Here is a 14,780-nt window from a genome sequence, read left to right on the forward strand (position 1 = left end):
ACTATGTGGTTTCAATTAAAAATAGAACATTGTTCTAGCCAAGAAATTGAACGACTGAGTGATCAGTTAGAAGATTTTGGCGCACTATCCATTATGCTTACTGATAAAAACGACAATCCTGTTCTTGAGCCAGAACCAGGAACCACGCCTTTATGGCCCGAAGTCATTATTCATGCCCTATTCGCAGAAATATTTCAAGCTCAATATACTCGCGATCAGTTGACCCAAGCTTATCCTGCATTAACATGTACTTTAGAAATTTTGGAAGATAGAGATTGGGAAAGAGCATGGATGGATGATTTTAAACCACAGCGTTATGGACAACGTTTATGGATCTGTCCTACTTGGTCAACTCCGCCAGAGCCGAATGCAGTTAATTTAATGCTCGATCCAGGCTTAGCTTTTGGTACAGGAACTCATCCTACTACAGCATTATGTTTAACTTGGCTTGAGCAAGCAAACTTAAGCAATAAATCCATTATTGATTATGGTTGTGGCTCAGGAATTCTTTCTTTGGCTGCATTAAAATTAGGAGCAGAAAAAGTATATGCGGTTGATATTGATCCGCAAGCGTTGCAAGCCACCACGAATAATGCCTTAACGAATCAACTAGAAAAGTATCAATTATTAGTAAGTGTGCCTGATGCCTTACAACATCCAGTAGATTTGATCATCGCCAATATTTTGCTGGCACCGCTACTCACCTTGAAAGAACGTTTTCATAGTCTTTTAAAGAACGAAGGAATGCTTATTGTATCAGGAATACTTGAGGAACAAGTATTTGAAATCATAAAAACCTATGATTCAATGTTTACTCTTTTACATCAAGAAAAGCTTAATGGATGGTCATTATTGGCTTTTGTACGAAAGTAATATGATTTTAACGCAGTACTAGGATCTGTTTCCATTTTGCGAGCTCCTGTAAGCTGGGATAGTAGAAATGGAAACCGGCCTTACCAGTAAAAAGGTAACTACCAATGATTGCAGAACAAAAATTTTCTACTTTTAAACCTAAAAGAGCGTTGCTTAGTGTTTCCGATAAAAGAGGAATAATTGAACTTGGCAAAATCCTCCATCAACATGGAGTAGAACTTATTGCAACAGGTAATACTTCTGCCTTACTTAAAGAACATCAATTGCCGGTTACTGATGTCAGTGAATACACAGGCTTTCCAGAAATGCTTGACGGTCGAGTTAAAACGTTACACCCTGCAATACATGCAGGATTGCTTGCTCGCAAAAATAAAGATGAGAAAATATTACAAGAACACTCCATTAAAGCTATTGATTTACTCATTATTAATTTATATCCATTTGAACAAACCATTAGTCGCCCTGATTGTAATTTTAATGCTGCAATTGAAAATATTGATATTGGGGGTCCAGCCATGATTCGCTCCGCAGCAAAAAATCATGCACACACTTTTGTCGTAGTAAAACCAGAGGACTATATGGAGCTTATGGATTACATACAATCTAAGAAAGTACCTGTGGATTGGGGTTTTACCTTAGCTAAAAAAGCTTTTGCCCATACGGCAGCTTATGATGCAGCAATCGCTAATTATCTAACGACGTTAGATGAGCAATATGCGCCCTCTGGATTCCCAGAAGTACTTACCTGTCAATTCAATAAAATTACTGATCTACGTTATGGAGAAAACCCACATCAACAAGCTGTTTTTTATGGAGATAAAAATACTACATCTGGTTCTTTAGGGGGAGCTCAATTAATTCAAGGCAAACAACTATCCTACAATAATATTTTGGATGCCGATGCTGCTTTGGATTGCGTTAAATCATTTGCCCACGACAAACCAGTTTGTGCGATTATAAAACATGCCAATCCTTGCGGAATTGCGTTAAGTGAGACTCTCCTTAATGCATATCTTAAAGCGTACCAATGTGATCCAGCATCAGCTTATGGTGGCATTATTGCGTTTAACCAAATATTAGATGGCGACACAGCAAAAACAATCCTGGAAAAACAATTTGTAGAAGTCATTATTGCTCCAGAGATAAGTGATGACGCAAAAAAAATACTGGCCAACAAAGAAAATATTCGTGTCTTAGTAACAGGAGTATGGCAACCCGATAATGCTTTTAGCTTAAATATGAAGAAAGTAGATGGTGGTTTACTGGTACAAGAACATGACTCCCTTGCTTTAGGAAGTTACCAATTAAAAACTGTAACGCAAAAAAAGCCATCCGAACAACAAATGAATGATTTAATGTTCGCCTGGCTTGCAGCAAAACATGTGAAATCTAATGCAATTGTTTATGCCAAAGATGCTGCAACTATAGGCTTAGGAGGCGGTCAAACAAGTCGAATAATGAGTGCTCGTATTGGCCTTTGGCAAGCAACCCACATGGGATTTGATACTCAGGGTGCAGTAATGGCCTCTGATGCATTCATTCCTTTTCCTGATACAGTTGAAATCGCTGCGAAGGCTGGTATCTCTGCTATTATTCAACCAGGAGGCTCAATTAGAGATACACAGGTAATTACTTGTGCTGAAGAACATGGGATCATTATGGTATTTACTGGAGTTCGTCATTTTAAACATTGATGCATCAAATAAAATTGGGATGCACTAACTCCATAGGTTGTTAAAACATTTTACCTATGACTCAAAAGGACGCATGAATGTCTTGGGGCATGCGCGCAATCAAAATTTGCGTATATGGAGTTATAAATGGTTAAGACTCTCGTAATTACTGGCATCAGTCGAGGAATAGGATTAGAAACAGCTCGAATTTTTTTAGAGAATGGCTGGCAGGTCATCGGAACTTCAACACATGGCGTCACTCCTTTAAAAAATAAAAACTTAAAAAGTTACAGCCTTGATCTAAAGAACTCACAACAAATTAATCTTTTTGCAGAAAAATTACCGAAAATTGATGTGTTAATTAATAATGCCGCTGTACTTCTAGAGAATTGGAATCAAGAAAAAATCAATATGGAGCAACTAAAAGACACATTTGCCGTGAATGTATTTGGAACTATTGAATTAACCGAAAAATGCATTCCTAAGTTAAACACTGATGCGCAAATTATTAACATATCATCGGGATGGGGAGCATTTAGTTCAAATGATTCTGCTTATCAACCACACTACAAAATGTCAAAATCATGTTTAAATATGTATACGCTACTTTTGACAAAAAGATTGCCCCAAAACACTATCTCTAGTTTTGATCCGGGATGGGTCAGAACCAATATGGGGAAAAACAATGCACCAAAACTACCCTCAGAAGCGGCACAAGAAATTTATAATCTAGTTAATAAAAAAAAGAAAAGCGGCTATTTTTGGCACGAAGGAACAATAAGAGAGTGGTAATTTATAATTTTAGAGGCTACAAATGACATCGACATTAGAAATTTAATTCCATTCTTTAAAAAAGATTTTTTAGACGCCAAGATTATGCTCTTGATCAATAAGAAGAAACAAACCAAAATAGACACAAAAACATTTGTCCTCAGGAGTTAGGATGATCCACGACACGGAACTTAGTGAATTACTTAAAGCAATAGCTGAAAAAAGCTTGCAAATTATTTCAGATATACAAAAAACTCCCTTACAGCTCTCGCTTATCATCAATCAATACATTGAACTAACAGAACACTTTCAAAGTGTAATGACTATTCTTTTAAAAAATCCAGAAAAAATCTGGGAAATGCAGTTTGCGTATTGGCAAGATGCCTTCAATTTAGCAAAAATTCAATTAGAGCATTGGTTAGAAGGAAAACCGATGCCTATTGATGATCCTCGCTTTAGAGAAGAAGACTGGTTGAACAATCCATTTTTCAACATGATGACTCAGCATTATCTTTTAGCCAGTCAGCACATGAATAATTTATTTGAAACAGCGGAATACCCCGATAAAAATACAGCAAAGCGTCTGCAGTTTTTTACCAAACAATATTTAGATGCTTTATCTCCCGCAAACTTTCTCCACACTAATCCACAAATTATAGATGAAACACTAAAAAGCCGTGGTAAAAATTTATTACGTGGATTACATAACTTACTTTCAGATCTAGAGGTAGGTTCCTCACGATTAATGATTAAAATGACCGATATGGAGGCTTTTAAACTTGGTGAAAATCTAGCGATAACACCAGGAAAAGTTATTTTTCGTAATAACATGATGGAATTGATTCAATACACACCACAATCCACTAAAGTCAAATCAATACCTCTTCTTATCGTTCCTCCTTGGATTAACAAATATTACATTCTTGATTTAAGCCCCCATAATTCTCTAGTGCGTTGGTTAGTAAAACAAGGAATTACCGTATTTATGATTTCCTGGGTTAATCCAGACGCAAGCTTCGCTCATAAAAGCTTATACGATTATTTAAACGAGGGCCCAATAACAGCAATTAAGATCATTCAAAAACAGCTGCATGTAAATCAAGTCAATGCTATGGGGTTTTGTATTGGCGGAACACTTCTTTCCATGCTTTTAGCTTACAATAAAGCATGCCAAGATAACTCTATTCACAGCGCAACTTTTTTAGCGTCGATGATTGATTTCAGTGACCCTGGTGACATTTCAGTATTTATTGATGAGCAACAAATTACAAAACTGGAAGATGAAATGAAATCTAAGGGCTATCTTGCTGGAAAATTTATGGCATCAAGCTTTAATTCCCTTCGCGCTAATGATTTAATTTGGTCCTTTTTTATTAAAAATTATTTACATGGCAAAAACCCTGTTCCTTTCGATATATTGTATTGGAATTCAGACTCTACGAATATGCCTGCAACGATGCATTCACAATACTTACGGTGGATGTACTTACATAATAATTTGTCAAAGCCAGGTAAAATACATCTTAACCATACGCCAATTGATGTCACCCTCATTGACATACCCACTTTTTTTCTCTCAACAGAAAAAGATCATATCGCGCCCTGGAAAACAACCTATCTAGGTTTTCAACTGATGAAAGGACCCAAGCGTTTTGTTCTAGGAGGATCAGGACATATAGCAGGAATTATTAATGCACCTGAAGCAAAAAAATACGGCTATAAAGTGAATAATCACGCTCCTTCTCATGCAGAAAAATGGTTGGAACAAGCAACAGAACATTCTGGTTCTTGGTGGCCTGAATGGTTAAAATGGCTAAAATCACATTCAGGAAAACTCATATCCGCTCCGGATTTTGAACAATTACCATTAACACCATTAATGGATGCTCCAGGAAGCTATGTTTTGAAAAAATAAGGTAATAGATTAAATTAAATTTCACTGTTGAAAAAATTGAGGCCATCAGGGAAATAAGTTTGTTACTTTTTAGACCTTTCGTTTTTGCAGCAGGTGACGTTTAGAGAACCTCGCCCTCTCCGAAAATCCTGAATCTTCTACACATACCCTACCCTCCCAACGTTCTACGGTTTGTCGGCGGACAAACCTCAAGTAGTCAGAGATGTGATCAAGAGACTGTGCGAAAACAGGGGCTATTGCAGGTATGCTATGAGCCGAAGTATCAGCAAGGCTGGTTGCTTTTTAAATGATTTCTTCTTCCAACTTTTTTTCAATTGTCATGTAATCTATTTTTCCTGAAGGCAAAACAGGAATCTTGCTTCCTGGAAAAATCTGTTGCGGAATTAACAATTCAGAATAGCTTAATTCTTTAATTTTTTTGATAAAGATAGTTTTATCTGCTTTCTCTGCCTCGCTAAATAATAAAATCTGTTCCCCTTTTCTTTGGCACTTTTTACTTACTGCTGCATGCAATAATTCGGGCCAAATTGATGCAGCAACACTTTCTACTGCACTAAGGGAAATCATTTCACCAGCAATTTTAGCAAAACGTTTCGCTCTGCCAGCTATAGTAATAAACCGTTCTTCATCCATAGTTACAATATCGCCAGTGTCATGCCAACCACTTTCTGAAATAAGAATTACTCCAGGCTTCTCTGAAGAAAGATAACCCATCATAATATTAGGGCCGCGTACTATTAATCGCCCTCCTTGAGCAATTCCCTCGACCGGCTGAATTTTACTTTCCATAAATGGGAGTAACATTCCTACACTGTCAGGTTTAGAAGCTAAAGGACAATTCATAGAAATCACTGGAGCAGCTTCTGTTGCACCATATCCTTCATAAATTTTTACCCCAAAAGTATCTATCCAATGATGCATTGTCTCTGGTTTAACTTTTTCAGCTCCTGCAAAAATATAACGTATGCTACTAAAATCATGTCTTTCTGCGGCTCGAGAATAACCCGTTAAAAAAGTATCTGTACTCAACATAATGGTGGCCCCAGTTTGATAAACTAATCCTGGAATTATTTTATAATGCAAAGGTGACGGGTAAAAAAAGCAGCTAATTCCTTGTATTAAGGGAAGAATGGCGCCTGTAGTCAGGCCAAAACAATGAAAAATAGGTAAAGTGTCGAAAAACTTATCCCGATAAGAAAAGTCAACTCTTGATGTTAACTGACAGCAATTAGCCAATAAGTTAGCATGAGACAAAACTACTCCCTTAGAAACTCCCTCTGAACCTGAGGTAAATAAAATCACTCCAGGCTCCGTTGGTAAAACTGCTTCGCCAATTAATTGATAAGCCCAGGAAGGAAATTTACTCTTAAGCAACCCTGAAAGTTTGTGACTTAATTTAATGGCAGATTTAAAATCCTCTAGAAAATAAATAATTATTCCTTCTTTCTGTAAATTTTCTACTAAATCTTCTAACTTTGCTGTAGCAATGAATTGTCTTGACGTATAGATCGTTTTTATTTGCGCGACCTTACACGTAGAGAATAAATTATGAAATCCCAAACTAAAATTAAGCATGGCAGGAATACGTCGATATGCATGTAGCGCAAAAAAAGTGACCATCCCTGCTATTGTCGTAGGTAACATTATTCCTACATGTTCTCCTATTTGTGTTTGATTTTTAATCTGCCGGCCCAAAATAAAACAACGAGCCAGAAATTGCTTAAACGTTATAGGTGTGCGATTAGCATCCTCAATTTTTGCTCTATTCTTAGCACCTAATGCTGCTCCATGAATTAACGCTTTGAATAAAGGTACAGGCTGGAAACTATTTGCAAATGTGAGCTCACTGATCAAACGAAATAAGCGAATACTCATTGCATTTCTATCAACAGAAGTATGCCTCTCTTCTACATAGGATAAGGAAGGCAACACATGCAAAATAATTTTAGGGAACAAACGTATTAGATGTTTGTCCTTGCTCATAGAAAAAATACTATATTGGGCTCCATCAATGCGAATCGGAATCACTGATGCACCTGCTTTTTGCAATATCAAACCAGGACTATCAAAAACCTTTAAGCTCTCTTCGTCCGACTCAATTCCTTGTGGGAAAATAACACAACGCTTTCCCTCTCGTATTGCTTTTATTAAAGCTCTAGCGGCAAAAGCATTTGTTGCATCGATTGCAATGATATCTGCAAAGAGAAGCATCATTTTCCACCAAAATTTACCTGAAGTATGTGGCGATAAAGCAACTGTTAAACGTTCAGGTAAAAAAGCAGCAAGCAAAAGCAAATCAATTTTTGAAGTTCTATTGGCAATAATAACTGAGTTAAATTCAGGTTGATAATTTCCTCGCAATTCCACTTTAAACCAATAGGTTAAAATTGCTCTTATCCAATGACGAACTCGTTGTTGTTGTCTTTCCTTCCACGTAACATGTTCCATGTTTTTGTTTCTCATGTAAAAATTCGCTTCTGGTTATCCCACCTCATTATTTTCAAAATTGCGATGCATAATAATAGAAATTGATGTCATGTCATCAAATTTTTAAACTCTAAATGGCGCTTCCAACACTCAAAGAAGAGGTTAACTGATGAAGCAAAGGGTGATCAGTTTCAAAAATCATATCATCCAAAGAACAAGCTGAACGAACTCCCTGTAAAGAATTAACCAGAAAAACCACATCAGCATCTCTTAACATTGATTTTGTCAAAGAAGCCTCAATACAATCAATATTAAGTTGTTTCGATAGTTTGAAAATTCTTGCACGAGTAATACCAGGAAGCACTCCATCTGTTACAGGAGGCGTCAGCAAACATTGTTTTTGAATCATAAATAAGTTGGCACATGTAGTCTCAGTAACATGATGCTGTAAATTAAAAAACAAAGCATCATCTGCACCTAAATCAATTGCGTGACGACGAGCAAGTATCGCTTCTAGATAATTGACTGATTTCACTTGAAATACAGGATTAGCAGCATCCCGTAACCAAGGAACACTAACTAGTTTCAAGGGGTGGGTTTCCACAGTATAATTAAAGGTTTGTAGCACCAGTTGACTAATCTGTCCACGTACTGCTAACCCTCGAGGCGCTGAGCCACCACTTAAAATTGCTTTTATACCGCCATGGTATAAATTGTCACTTTTAATTTTATGAAGCAGATGCTCCAACCAATGTTCAAAAGTGAGATCAAATGGCATGCCCAGTTTTTGAGCAGAATCACTCAATCGTTGCCAGTGTAAGTAAGCAAAGCACGGCTTGCCACTCTCTACTTTAAGCGTTTCGAATAAGCCTTCCCCCAAAAAAATGCGATCATCTGTTGGAAAAGCAAGGTTGTTTTCCCCTCCGTCTGAGAGTACTCGTGTTCGTATCATTAACGTACTTAAAAAGAATTTGTTTGTTATATAGACTATTTGTCTTTAATTAAATTAATAGTCTCCAAAATCATCCAACTCATCCCGTAAACGTTTTTCATCTAACATATTTTCCAAACGTCTACGTGCATCCAAACCATGAGGAACAGTTTCCATAACCTCTGCATCTGCATCTATATCTAAATCGTTATCTAAATCGAAATCCTCACCCACCTCTACAACATTATCTTCATCTTCTTCAAACAAATCACTCATATCCTTCTCTCAATGAACTTTACTGCAAGCTACATTATATCCAAATGTTGGATTATAAAAACTAGGACGGCTATATACCTTATTTTTATATTTTTGCCTAGCCTTTTTAAAAAAATTTAGCAATCATTTGATATTTGAGAGTGACAAATTTCTAAGAATATTTCAAGACCTTGAAGTTTTGCCATAAAAAAACGATAATTTAAAGTAAATTATGGATAAGAGATCGAGTTATTACTTCGACCCGTTCGGGCTGAGGAGGCGCACCAGCGCCGTCTCGAAGCCTTGGCAGGTACTTTCGAACCCGATGCTAAGGCTTCGAGACGGCGTAAACGCCTCCTCAGCTCGAACGGGTGGTGAGAGACTCGTTATAATTATATATTTATCCATAACTGACGTTAATTTAAAGTAAATTTGATATAAAAATAACAAATTTTTTTATCGAACTTACATTAAATAAAACTTAAGAAAAAACAATACGCTAATACCTGTATGACAAATTCAGTTAAAAAAGCTTTAAGAGACACGATGAAACAAATACGTTCTAAGCTTACAGCTTCGTATCGTCTTACCGCTTCAAATCAAATCTGCACTCGAATTCGCTCTTTGGAACAGTACCGAGATGCCAAACGAATTGCCTTTTATTTTGCAGCTCACGGAGAAATTGATTTAGATGAGTTATGGAAAAGTGCTTCTTTACAAGGTAAGCTCTGTTATTTTCCTGTCATTAATGAAGATAATTTAATCCTTACCTTTTTACCTGCAACACCCGATACACCTTTCAAAAAGAATCGCTATGGAATTAATGAGCCCGATGTCAGTCACGCTTTAGCCATTCCCCTAGAAGAATTAAATTTGGCCTTAGTTCCTGTAGTTGCGTTTGATGTCCGCTGCATCCGCATAGGGATGGGTGCTGGCTACTATGATCGTACGTTTAAAAGCAATGAGCATTGTCCCTTATTTGGTGTAGCTTACCAATTTCAACGGGTCGATTATATTGAGCCCGAACCTTGGGATATTCCACTCAATGCAGTAATTACCCAACGCGCTATTTATTGGCATGGGGGGTAAATTTAATCTTTGATTTAGAACAAACTGAATTTTTTAGGTTAAAGCATCTGCATTTATTTCTCCAGTACGTACACGGACCACTTGTTGCAATTCATATACAAAAATTTTTCCATCACCAATTTTACCGGTATAAGCCGATTTGCAAATGGCTTCAATTGCAGCTTCTACCATATCATCAGGCAAAGCGAGTTCAATTTTAATTTTGGGAAGAAAATCAACAACATATTCTGCGCCACGATATAACTCTGTATGCCCTTTTTGCCTTCCAAATCCTCTGGTTTCAGAAATAGTTATTCCTGGTACCCCAATTTCCATTAACGCCTCATGGACATCATCGAGTTTAAAAGGCTTAATTATTGCCATAATCATTTTCATAATATATTCCGCCGTGATATATCATGTCTCATCAAAAAACCTCTATTTTAAGAGAGACAAGGTATGATACTTTTGTTAGACTCATTGCAAAAATCATGGAGTAATCATGTTCGACCCCAAACAATTTGATGATTTGGCAAAAAAACTTTTTGCCGCACTTCCTTCCAGTCTACAAAATATTGAAAAAGACATTCAACAAAAATTTAAAGAAGTTTTACAATCTGCATTTGCTCATATGGATCTTATCACCCGCGAAGAATTTGATGTACAAACTAAAGTTCTAGCACGAACACGAGATAAACTAGAGCAGCTTCAAAAGCAAGTTGATATTTTAATGGCTCAACTCAATAAAGAAAAAAAATAAGTGCTCCTTAAACTAAAATGAACTCGACATACAAGACATAGAAATGTCTTGTATGTCGTTAAACGAACGTTCTCCCATAAATGCGCAGCATTTATACGAGATCCAGTTCTAAATAAAAACAGTTCGATAGAAACATCATTTTATTTTTTATATCGAACTGACGTTAAATTACAACGACAATAGGAAATTTTGTCGTTTGACTGGTCCAACATCGATAGGAAATAAGATGAATCTTGCATTTACTAAAGCACGTAGCACCATAGGCATGTTAGCACACCCCGTATCCGTAGAGGTTCATTTGTCAAATGGCTTACCTGGCTTTACCATAGTGGGCCTCGCCGAAACTGCAGTAAAAGAAAGTAAGGATAGAGTCCGCTCTGCAATCGTTAATAGCCAATTCGAATTCCCTTGTCGTAAAATTACAGTGAATCTTGGACCTGCTGATTTACCTAAAACAGGAAGCGGATTCGATTTACCTATAGCGCTGGGTATTCTTGCTGCTTCCCATCAAATTCCCCAAGACCAATTAAGCAATCACGAGTTTATCGCTGAACTCGCCTTAAATGGAGAACTTAGAGGTATTTCTTCTATTATTCCTGCGATCCTTGCAGTACATAAAGACAAAAGTTCACTCATTATTGCCAACGCCAATGCCCATGAGGCTGCTTTAACCGGATATCAAAATATCTCTAGCGCAAATAACTTGCGCGAAATATGCAGCTACCTTTGTCAAAAAACCTCCTTGTCCTCTCTCCCTCCAAAGCCAGAATCTTGCACTACCCAGTACGGATTCGATTGGTCGGACATCAAAGGGCAATTGCATGCGAAAAAAGCAATGGAAATCGCTGCTTGTGGTGGGCACAATATTCTACTCAGTGGCTCTCCTGGCAGTGGCAAGACCATGTTAGCAAAACGATTTATTACTTTATTGCCACAATTATCTGAAACAGAAGCGCTTGAATGTGTAGCTATCAATTCTCTACGGGGTAAGTTACCTGATTTCCGTGAATGGCGTTCTCCTCCTTTTCGTGCTCCTCATCATACAGCATCAACGGTATCTTTAGTTGGTGGCGGAAATCCACCTAAACCAGGAGAAATTTCTATAGCACATCAAGGAGTCTTATTTCTAGATGAATTACCAGAGTTCAATCGACAAGTGTTAGAAACCTTGAGACAACCTTTAGAGTCAGGTTCAATATGTATTTCCCGAGCTGCAGTTCAAATGGAATTTCCGGCTAAATTTCAGCTCATCGCAGCAATGAATCCTTGCCCGTGTGGTCAATGGGGTAATCCTCATGCAAACTGCTTATGTACTCCTGATCGCATTAAACGTTATCATGCCAAGATTTCAGCACCTCTGTTGGATAGAATTGACATGCATATTTCTGTACAAGCACTATCCCAGGAAGAATTAGTTGCTCCCAATAATAATCCTTATAAACAAAGTGACTTAATTAGAGAAAAAGTAACCAAAATAAGAGCAAGGCAGTTGGAGCGGCAAAATTGCCTTAATGCCTTTTTAAATGCAAGAGAGTGTGAAGAAGTTTGTAGCGTAGGAATTGAGGAACAACATTTCTTAAGCCAATCTATGATGCGGCTTAAACTGTCTGCACGAGGATATCATCGTTTACTTAAAGTAGCACGAACAATAGCAGATATAGATGACAGTCCCCGGGTATATCTCCATCATTTACAACAGGCTATATCGTTTAAGCATAATTTACATATTAAATGATCTGAATAAGCAAACAGCTTAAAAGTGATTTCTTATTGGAGCTCATCAACGCTGTTATGTCTTTATCCTGTCACTAAATATAAATCCAGCTTTAATAAACGCATTACAAAACAAATCGTAGGGACAAACAATCCAAACGCCAAAATTATAATAACTACTGGCATAAAATGATTCTTTGCTACATTCACTTGGATTTCATGATTGCCATAGATTTTTTTTCTTTTTCCTAAAAGATAAATTAAAAGTAATAATCCATAAAAATAGCTCGAAAAAAAACTCATCCGTCCCCAAAAATCAGGCATATTTTGAATTTTGACATAATCTAGAGGAAAATTAACTAGAAAAAAGCATAAAAGCCAGAGAAGCATCATTTTAGTATCTTTATCATGCAAAGCAACAAACCAAGTTAAAATAAGAGGTAAAATTAATAAAGGAAAATAATAAACCCAGCCCAATGGACTCAAAAACAACATCATTGCCAAAGTAAGGCAAAAAGGTTGATGATTTACTGGATCACGTTCGGTAGGCCCAAGTCTTTTCAAGTACCAAATAATTAAGATACAAAAACAAAATAAATAAAGTATCTTAATGAATAATAAATGCTTTTCACGATTAGAATAGTGAAATAAACGACAAATGAAACCATAAATCGAAGCATTCCAACCATCACCATACCAAGAAACTCCCGACATCATAGAATAATATTGCTTATAAATTGTTACACCATAAACCAATATAGGAATTAACCATGCGATTACTAAAGTAATAATCATCATACCTAACACCTTAAATCGTTTTTGTTTTAAGACATAAAATAATAACAATGCAGGAAACAGTTTCATGGCAATGATCATGCCCCAGAAAAATCCCGCAAGATACTCGCGATGATGCAAATAAAAATAATAACCCACCATGATGAAAAAAAATAATAAAGTCCCTAATTGCAAAGTAGTAACGTTCATGAGAGTAGCAAAAAATGCAAAATAAAGCAGAGATACATTCAAATAATTGTTTTGCAGAAATACAGCAGAAAAAGCATAACGAAAAACAATGACAGCCCCGAAAAACCCCAAAATCAAAGAAATAACGGACCAGACTAATAAAGCAGTAGAATAACCAAGGTACGCTAATGGATTAAAAAGCCACAAAACTATAGGTGGATTTAAATTAGCAGATAATTGACGGTCTGTCAGTAGATAAGTAGCGGTTAAATCTTTATAGGGATTCTCTCCTTGTAATAACGCGTGAACCGTTGAATAAAAAGAAGAAAAATCTAATTTTTGGTGGTGGGTTAAAATAAAATAAAGCAATATGCAGTAAATACTGAGTAAAGCTATGCTAAAACACACTTGCTGATAACGATAGCTCATCATCCATATCTTCCTGATTGAAAAACAACATCCCTGTGAATGCAAATGATTGAACTATGCAGTCAAAGCATCAAAAATTGCCATACGAACGAACACTCCATTGGTAACCTGTCGCAAAACAAAAGAACTTGCACCATCAGCTACTTCATTATCTATTTCAATGCCGCGATTCATTGGGCCTGGATGCATCACCATCACATCCGGTTTTGCAGCGCCCAACCGCTCCTTTGTTAATGCAAAATCTCGCCTAAAAGAATCTAAATCCAAATGATCCGATTCCAATAAGCGTTCATGCTGTACCCGTAAACAAATCACTACATCTGCATCCGTTAAACCATCATGCAGACTATGGGTCACTCGACCATAATGCACTGTCCTTGGTTGCCAAAGTTCGGGGGCAACTAAAACAAGTTCACCAACACCTAATTGTGCGCAAATACATTGAAATGAATTTGCTACTCGTGAATGCTTAATATTTCCTAAAATCGCTATCTTTAATTGATCCAAGCGCGGTTTTTGCTCAATAATCGTCATCATATCAAGTAAAGCCTGGCTTGGATGTGCATGCGTCCCATCACCCGCATTAATAATATAAACCGAATTACCGATTTTATCAGCTAAACTTTGTTGTAGACCTTCTTGCTCATGACGAATCACAAAAAATTGAATACCCATCGCGGCAAGAGTACGTACGGTATCCTCAATGACTTCCCCTTTAGTTTCAGAAGAACTTTGAAGATCCAAGTTAACAACAGGCATTGATAAACGATTCGCAGCCAACTCGAAACTCACCCGAGTTCGCGTACTGTTTTCATAAAATAAATGAGCAACCGTATTTGTATCATAGCAAGGATAATCACTATTATGTTTAAAATAAATCGCACGTTGTAGAATTGATTCAATTTGTTGTCGTGATAATTGACTAATTTCTAGAAAATGATTCATAAAACTCTAATCTATTCTTTAAGAATGCATCATAACAAGATTAAACGAACACCAATA

The 14,780-nt window shown here is 36.8% G+C and carries 13 protein-coding genes; 7 read left to right on the forward strand and 6 right to left on the reverse strand.

What is annotated here, in order from left to right:
• Positions 1-3: 3 nt before the first annotated feature.
• From prmA to DYH34_RS14040, 4 genes are all read left to right on the forward strand, one after another.
• Positions 4-873: a 50S ribosomal protein L11 methyltransferase gene (prmA, locus tag DYH34_RS14025; protein ID WP_058465115.1), complete on the forward strand. Its 870-nt coding sequence runs from the start codon at positions 4-6 to the stop codon at positions 871-873.
• 104 nt (positions 874-977) lie between these two features.
• Positions 978-2,567 (forward strand): bifunctional phosphoribosylaminoimidazolecarboxamide formyltransferase/IMP cyclohydrolase, encoded by a 1,590-nt coding sequence (purH, locus tag DYH34_RS14030; protein ID WP_058465116.1) that lies wholly within the window; start codon positions 978-980, stop codon positions 2,565-2,567.
• A 126-nt stretch (positions 2,568-2,693) separates the two neighbouring features.
• Positions 2,694-3,338: an SDR family NAD(P)-dependent oxidoreductase gene (locus DYH34_RS14035; protein WP_058465117.1), complete on the forward strand. Its 645-nt coding sequence runs from the start codon at positions 2,694-2,696 to the stop codon at positions 3,336-3,338.
• Positions 3,339-3,489: 151 nt separating this feature from the next.
• Positions 3,490-5,232, forward strand: coding sequence for a PHA/PHB synthase family protein (locus DYH34_RS14040; protein WP_058465118.1), 1,743 nt, complete (start codon positions 3,490-3,492; stop codon positions 5,230-5,232).
• Positions 5,233-5,514: 282 nt separating this feature from the next.
• Here DYH34_RS14040 and DYH34_RS14045 read toward each other — a convergent pair whose 3' ends face one another.
• The 3 genes from DYH34_RS14045 to DYH34_RS14055 all read right to left on the reverse strand — a co-directional run bounded on the left by DYH34_RS14045 (position 5,515) and on the right by DYH34_RS14055 (position 8,866).
• Positions 5,515-7,695 carry an AMP-binding protein gene (locus tag DYH34_RS14045; protein ID WP_238589498.1) on the reverse strand — a complete coding sequence of 727 codons (2,181 nt, stop codon included), beginning with the start codon at positions 7,693-7,695 and terminating at the stop codon, positions 5,515-5,517.
• Between the two features lie 94 nt (positions 7,696-7,789).
• The gene (locus DYH34_RS14050) at positions 7,790-8,611 is read right to left on the reverse strand and encodes an aminotransferase class IV (RefSeq protein ID WP_058465120.1); all 822 of its coding nucleotides are present in this window, start codon (positions 8,609-8,611) and stop codon (positions 7,790-7,792) included.
• 54 nt (positions 8,612-8,665) lie between these two features.
• Positions 8,666-8,866 (reverse strand): PA3496 family putative envelope integrity protein, encoded by a 201-nt coding sequence (locus DYH34_RS14055; RefSeq protein WP_058465121.1) that lies wholly within the window; start codon positions 8,864-8,866, stop codon positions 8,666-8,668.
• Positions 8,867-9,355: 489 nt separating this feature from the next.
• Here DYH34_RS14055 and DYH34_RS14060 point away from each other — a divergent pair, with 489 nt between their 5' ends.
• Entirely contained in the window at positions 9,356-9,934 is a 579-nt protein-coding gene (locus DYH34_RS14060) for a 5-formyltetrahydrofolate cyclo-ligase (protein WP_058465122.1), read from the forward strand.
• A gap of 33 nt (positions 9,935-9,967) precedes the next feature.
• Here the strand turns inward: DYH34_RS14060 and DYH34_RS14065 are convergent, their stop codons facing one another.
• Positions 9,968-10,309, reverse strand: a complete 342-nt coding sequence (locus DYH34_RS14065) for a P-II family nitrogen regulator (RefSeq protein WP_003635241.1) — start codon at positions 10,307-10,309, stop codon at positions 9,968-9,970.
• A 106-nt stretch (positions 10,310-10,415) separates the two neighbouring features.
• Here DYH34_RS14065 and ubiK point away from each other — a divergent pair, with 106 nt between their 5' ends.
• Together ubiK and DYH34_RS14075 are read left to right on the forward strand one after the other, a co-directional pair.
• Positions 10,416-10,673 carry a ubiquinone biosynthesis accessory factor UbiK gene (ubiK, locus tag DYH34_RS14070; RefSeq protein WP_058465123.1) on the forward strand — a complete coding sequence of 86 codons (258 nt, stop codon included), beginning with the start codon at positions 10,416-10,418 and terminating at the stop codon, positions 10,671-10,673.
• Between the two features lie 226 nt (positions 10,674-10,899).
• Complete coding sequence (locus DYH34_RS14075; protein WP_058465124.1) at positions 10,900-12,408, forward strand: YifB family Mg chelatase-like AAA ATPase; 1,509 nt, start codon at positions 10,900-10,902, stop codon at positions 12,406-12,408.
• Between the two features lie 62 nt (positions 12,409-12,470).
• Here DYH34_RS14075 and DYH34_RS14080 read toward each other — a convergent pair whose 3' ends face one another.
• Together DYH34_RS14080 and DYH34_RS14085 are read right to left on the reverse strand one after the other, a co-directional pair.
• Entirely contained in the window at positions 12,471-13,781 is a 1,311-nt protein-coding gene (locus DYH34_RS14080; protein WP_058465125.1) for a glycosyltransferase family 87 protein, read from the reverse strand.
• Positions 13,782-13,832: 51 nt separating this feature from the next.
• Positions 13,833-14,723 (reverse strand): aspartate carbamoyltransferase catalytic subunit, encoded by an 891-nt coding sequence (locus DYH34_RS14085; RefSeq protein ID WP_058465126.1) that lies wholly within the window; start codon positions 14,721-14,723, stop codon positions 13,833-13,835.
• Between the last annotated feature and the right edge of the window lie 57 nt (positions 14,724-14,780).

It is taken from the genome of Legionella cincinnatiensis, from assembly GCF_900452415.1.
Classification (GTDB): domain Bacteria; phylum Pseudomonadota; class Gammaproteobacteria; order Legionellales; family Legionellaceae; genus Legionella; species Legionella cincinnatiensis.

Coding starts and splice junctions, on each gene's coding strand:
- DYH34_RS14085 (WP_058465126.1), bottom strand. CDS start 14,723: ATGAATCATTTTCTAGAAATTAGTCAATTATCACGACAACAAATTGAA.
- DYH34_RS14055 (WP_058465121.1), bottom strand. CDS start 8,866: ATGAGTGATTTGTTTGAAGAAGATGAAGATAATGTTGTAGAGGTGGGT.
- DYH34_RS14080 (WP_058465125.1), bottom strand. CDS start 13,781: ATGATGAGCTATCGTTATCAGCAAGTGTGTTTTAGCATAGCTTTACTC.
- DYH34_RS14045 (WP_238589498.1), bottom strand. CDS start 7,695: ATGAGAAACAAAAACATGGAACATGTTACGTGGAAGGAAAGACAACAA.
- ubiK (WP_058465123.1), top strand. CDS start 10,416: ATGTTCGACCCCAAACAATTTGATGATTTGGCAAAAAAACTTTTTGCC.
- DYH34_RS14075 (WP_058465124.1), top strand. CDS start 10,900: ATGAATCTTGCATTTACTAAAGCACGTAGCACCATAGGCATGTTAGCA.
- DYH34_RS14050 (WP_058465120.1), bottom strand. CDS start 8,611: ATGATACGAACACGAGTACTCTCAGACGGAGGGGAAAACAACCTTGCT.
- DYH34_RS14035 (WP_058465117.1), top strand. CDS start 2,694: ATGGTTAAGACTCTCGTAATTACTGGCATCAGTCGAGGAATAGGATTA.
- DYH34_RS14065 (WP_003635241.1), bottom strand. CDS start 10,309: ATGAAAATGATTATGGCAATAATTAAGCCTTTTAAACTCGATGATGTC.
- prmA (WP_058465115.1), top strand. CDS start 4: ATGTGGTTTCAATTAAAAATAGAACATTGTTCTAGCCAAGAAATTGAA.
- purH (WP_058465116.1), top strand. CDS start 978: ATGATTGCAGAACAAAAATTTTCTACTTTTAAACCTAAAAGAGCGTTG.
- DYH34_RS14040 (WP_058465118.1), top strand. CDS start 3,490: ATGATCCACGACACGGAACTTAGTGAATTACTTAAAGCAATAGCTGAA.
- DYH34_RS14060 (WP_058465122.1), top strand. CDS start 9,356: ATGACAAATTCAGTTAAAAAAGCTTTAAGAGACACGATGAAACAAATA.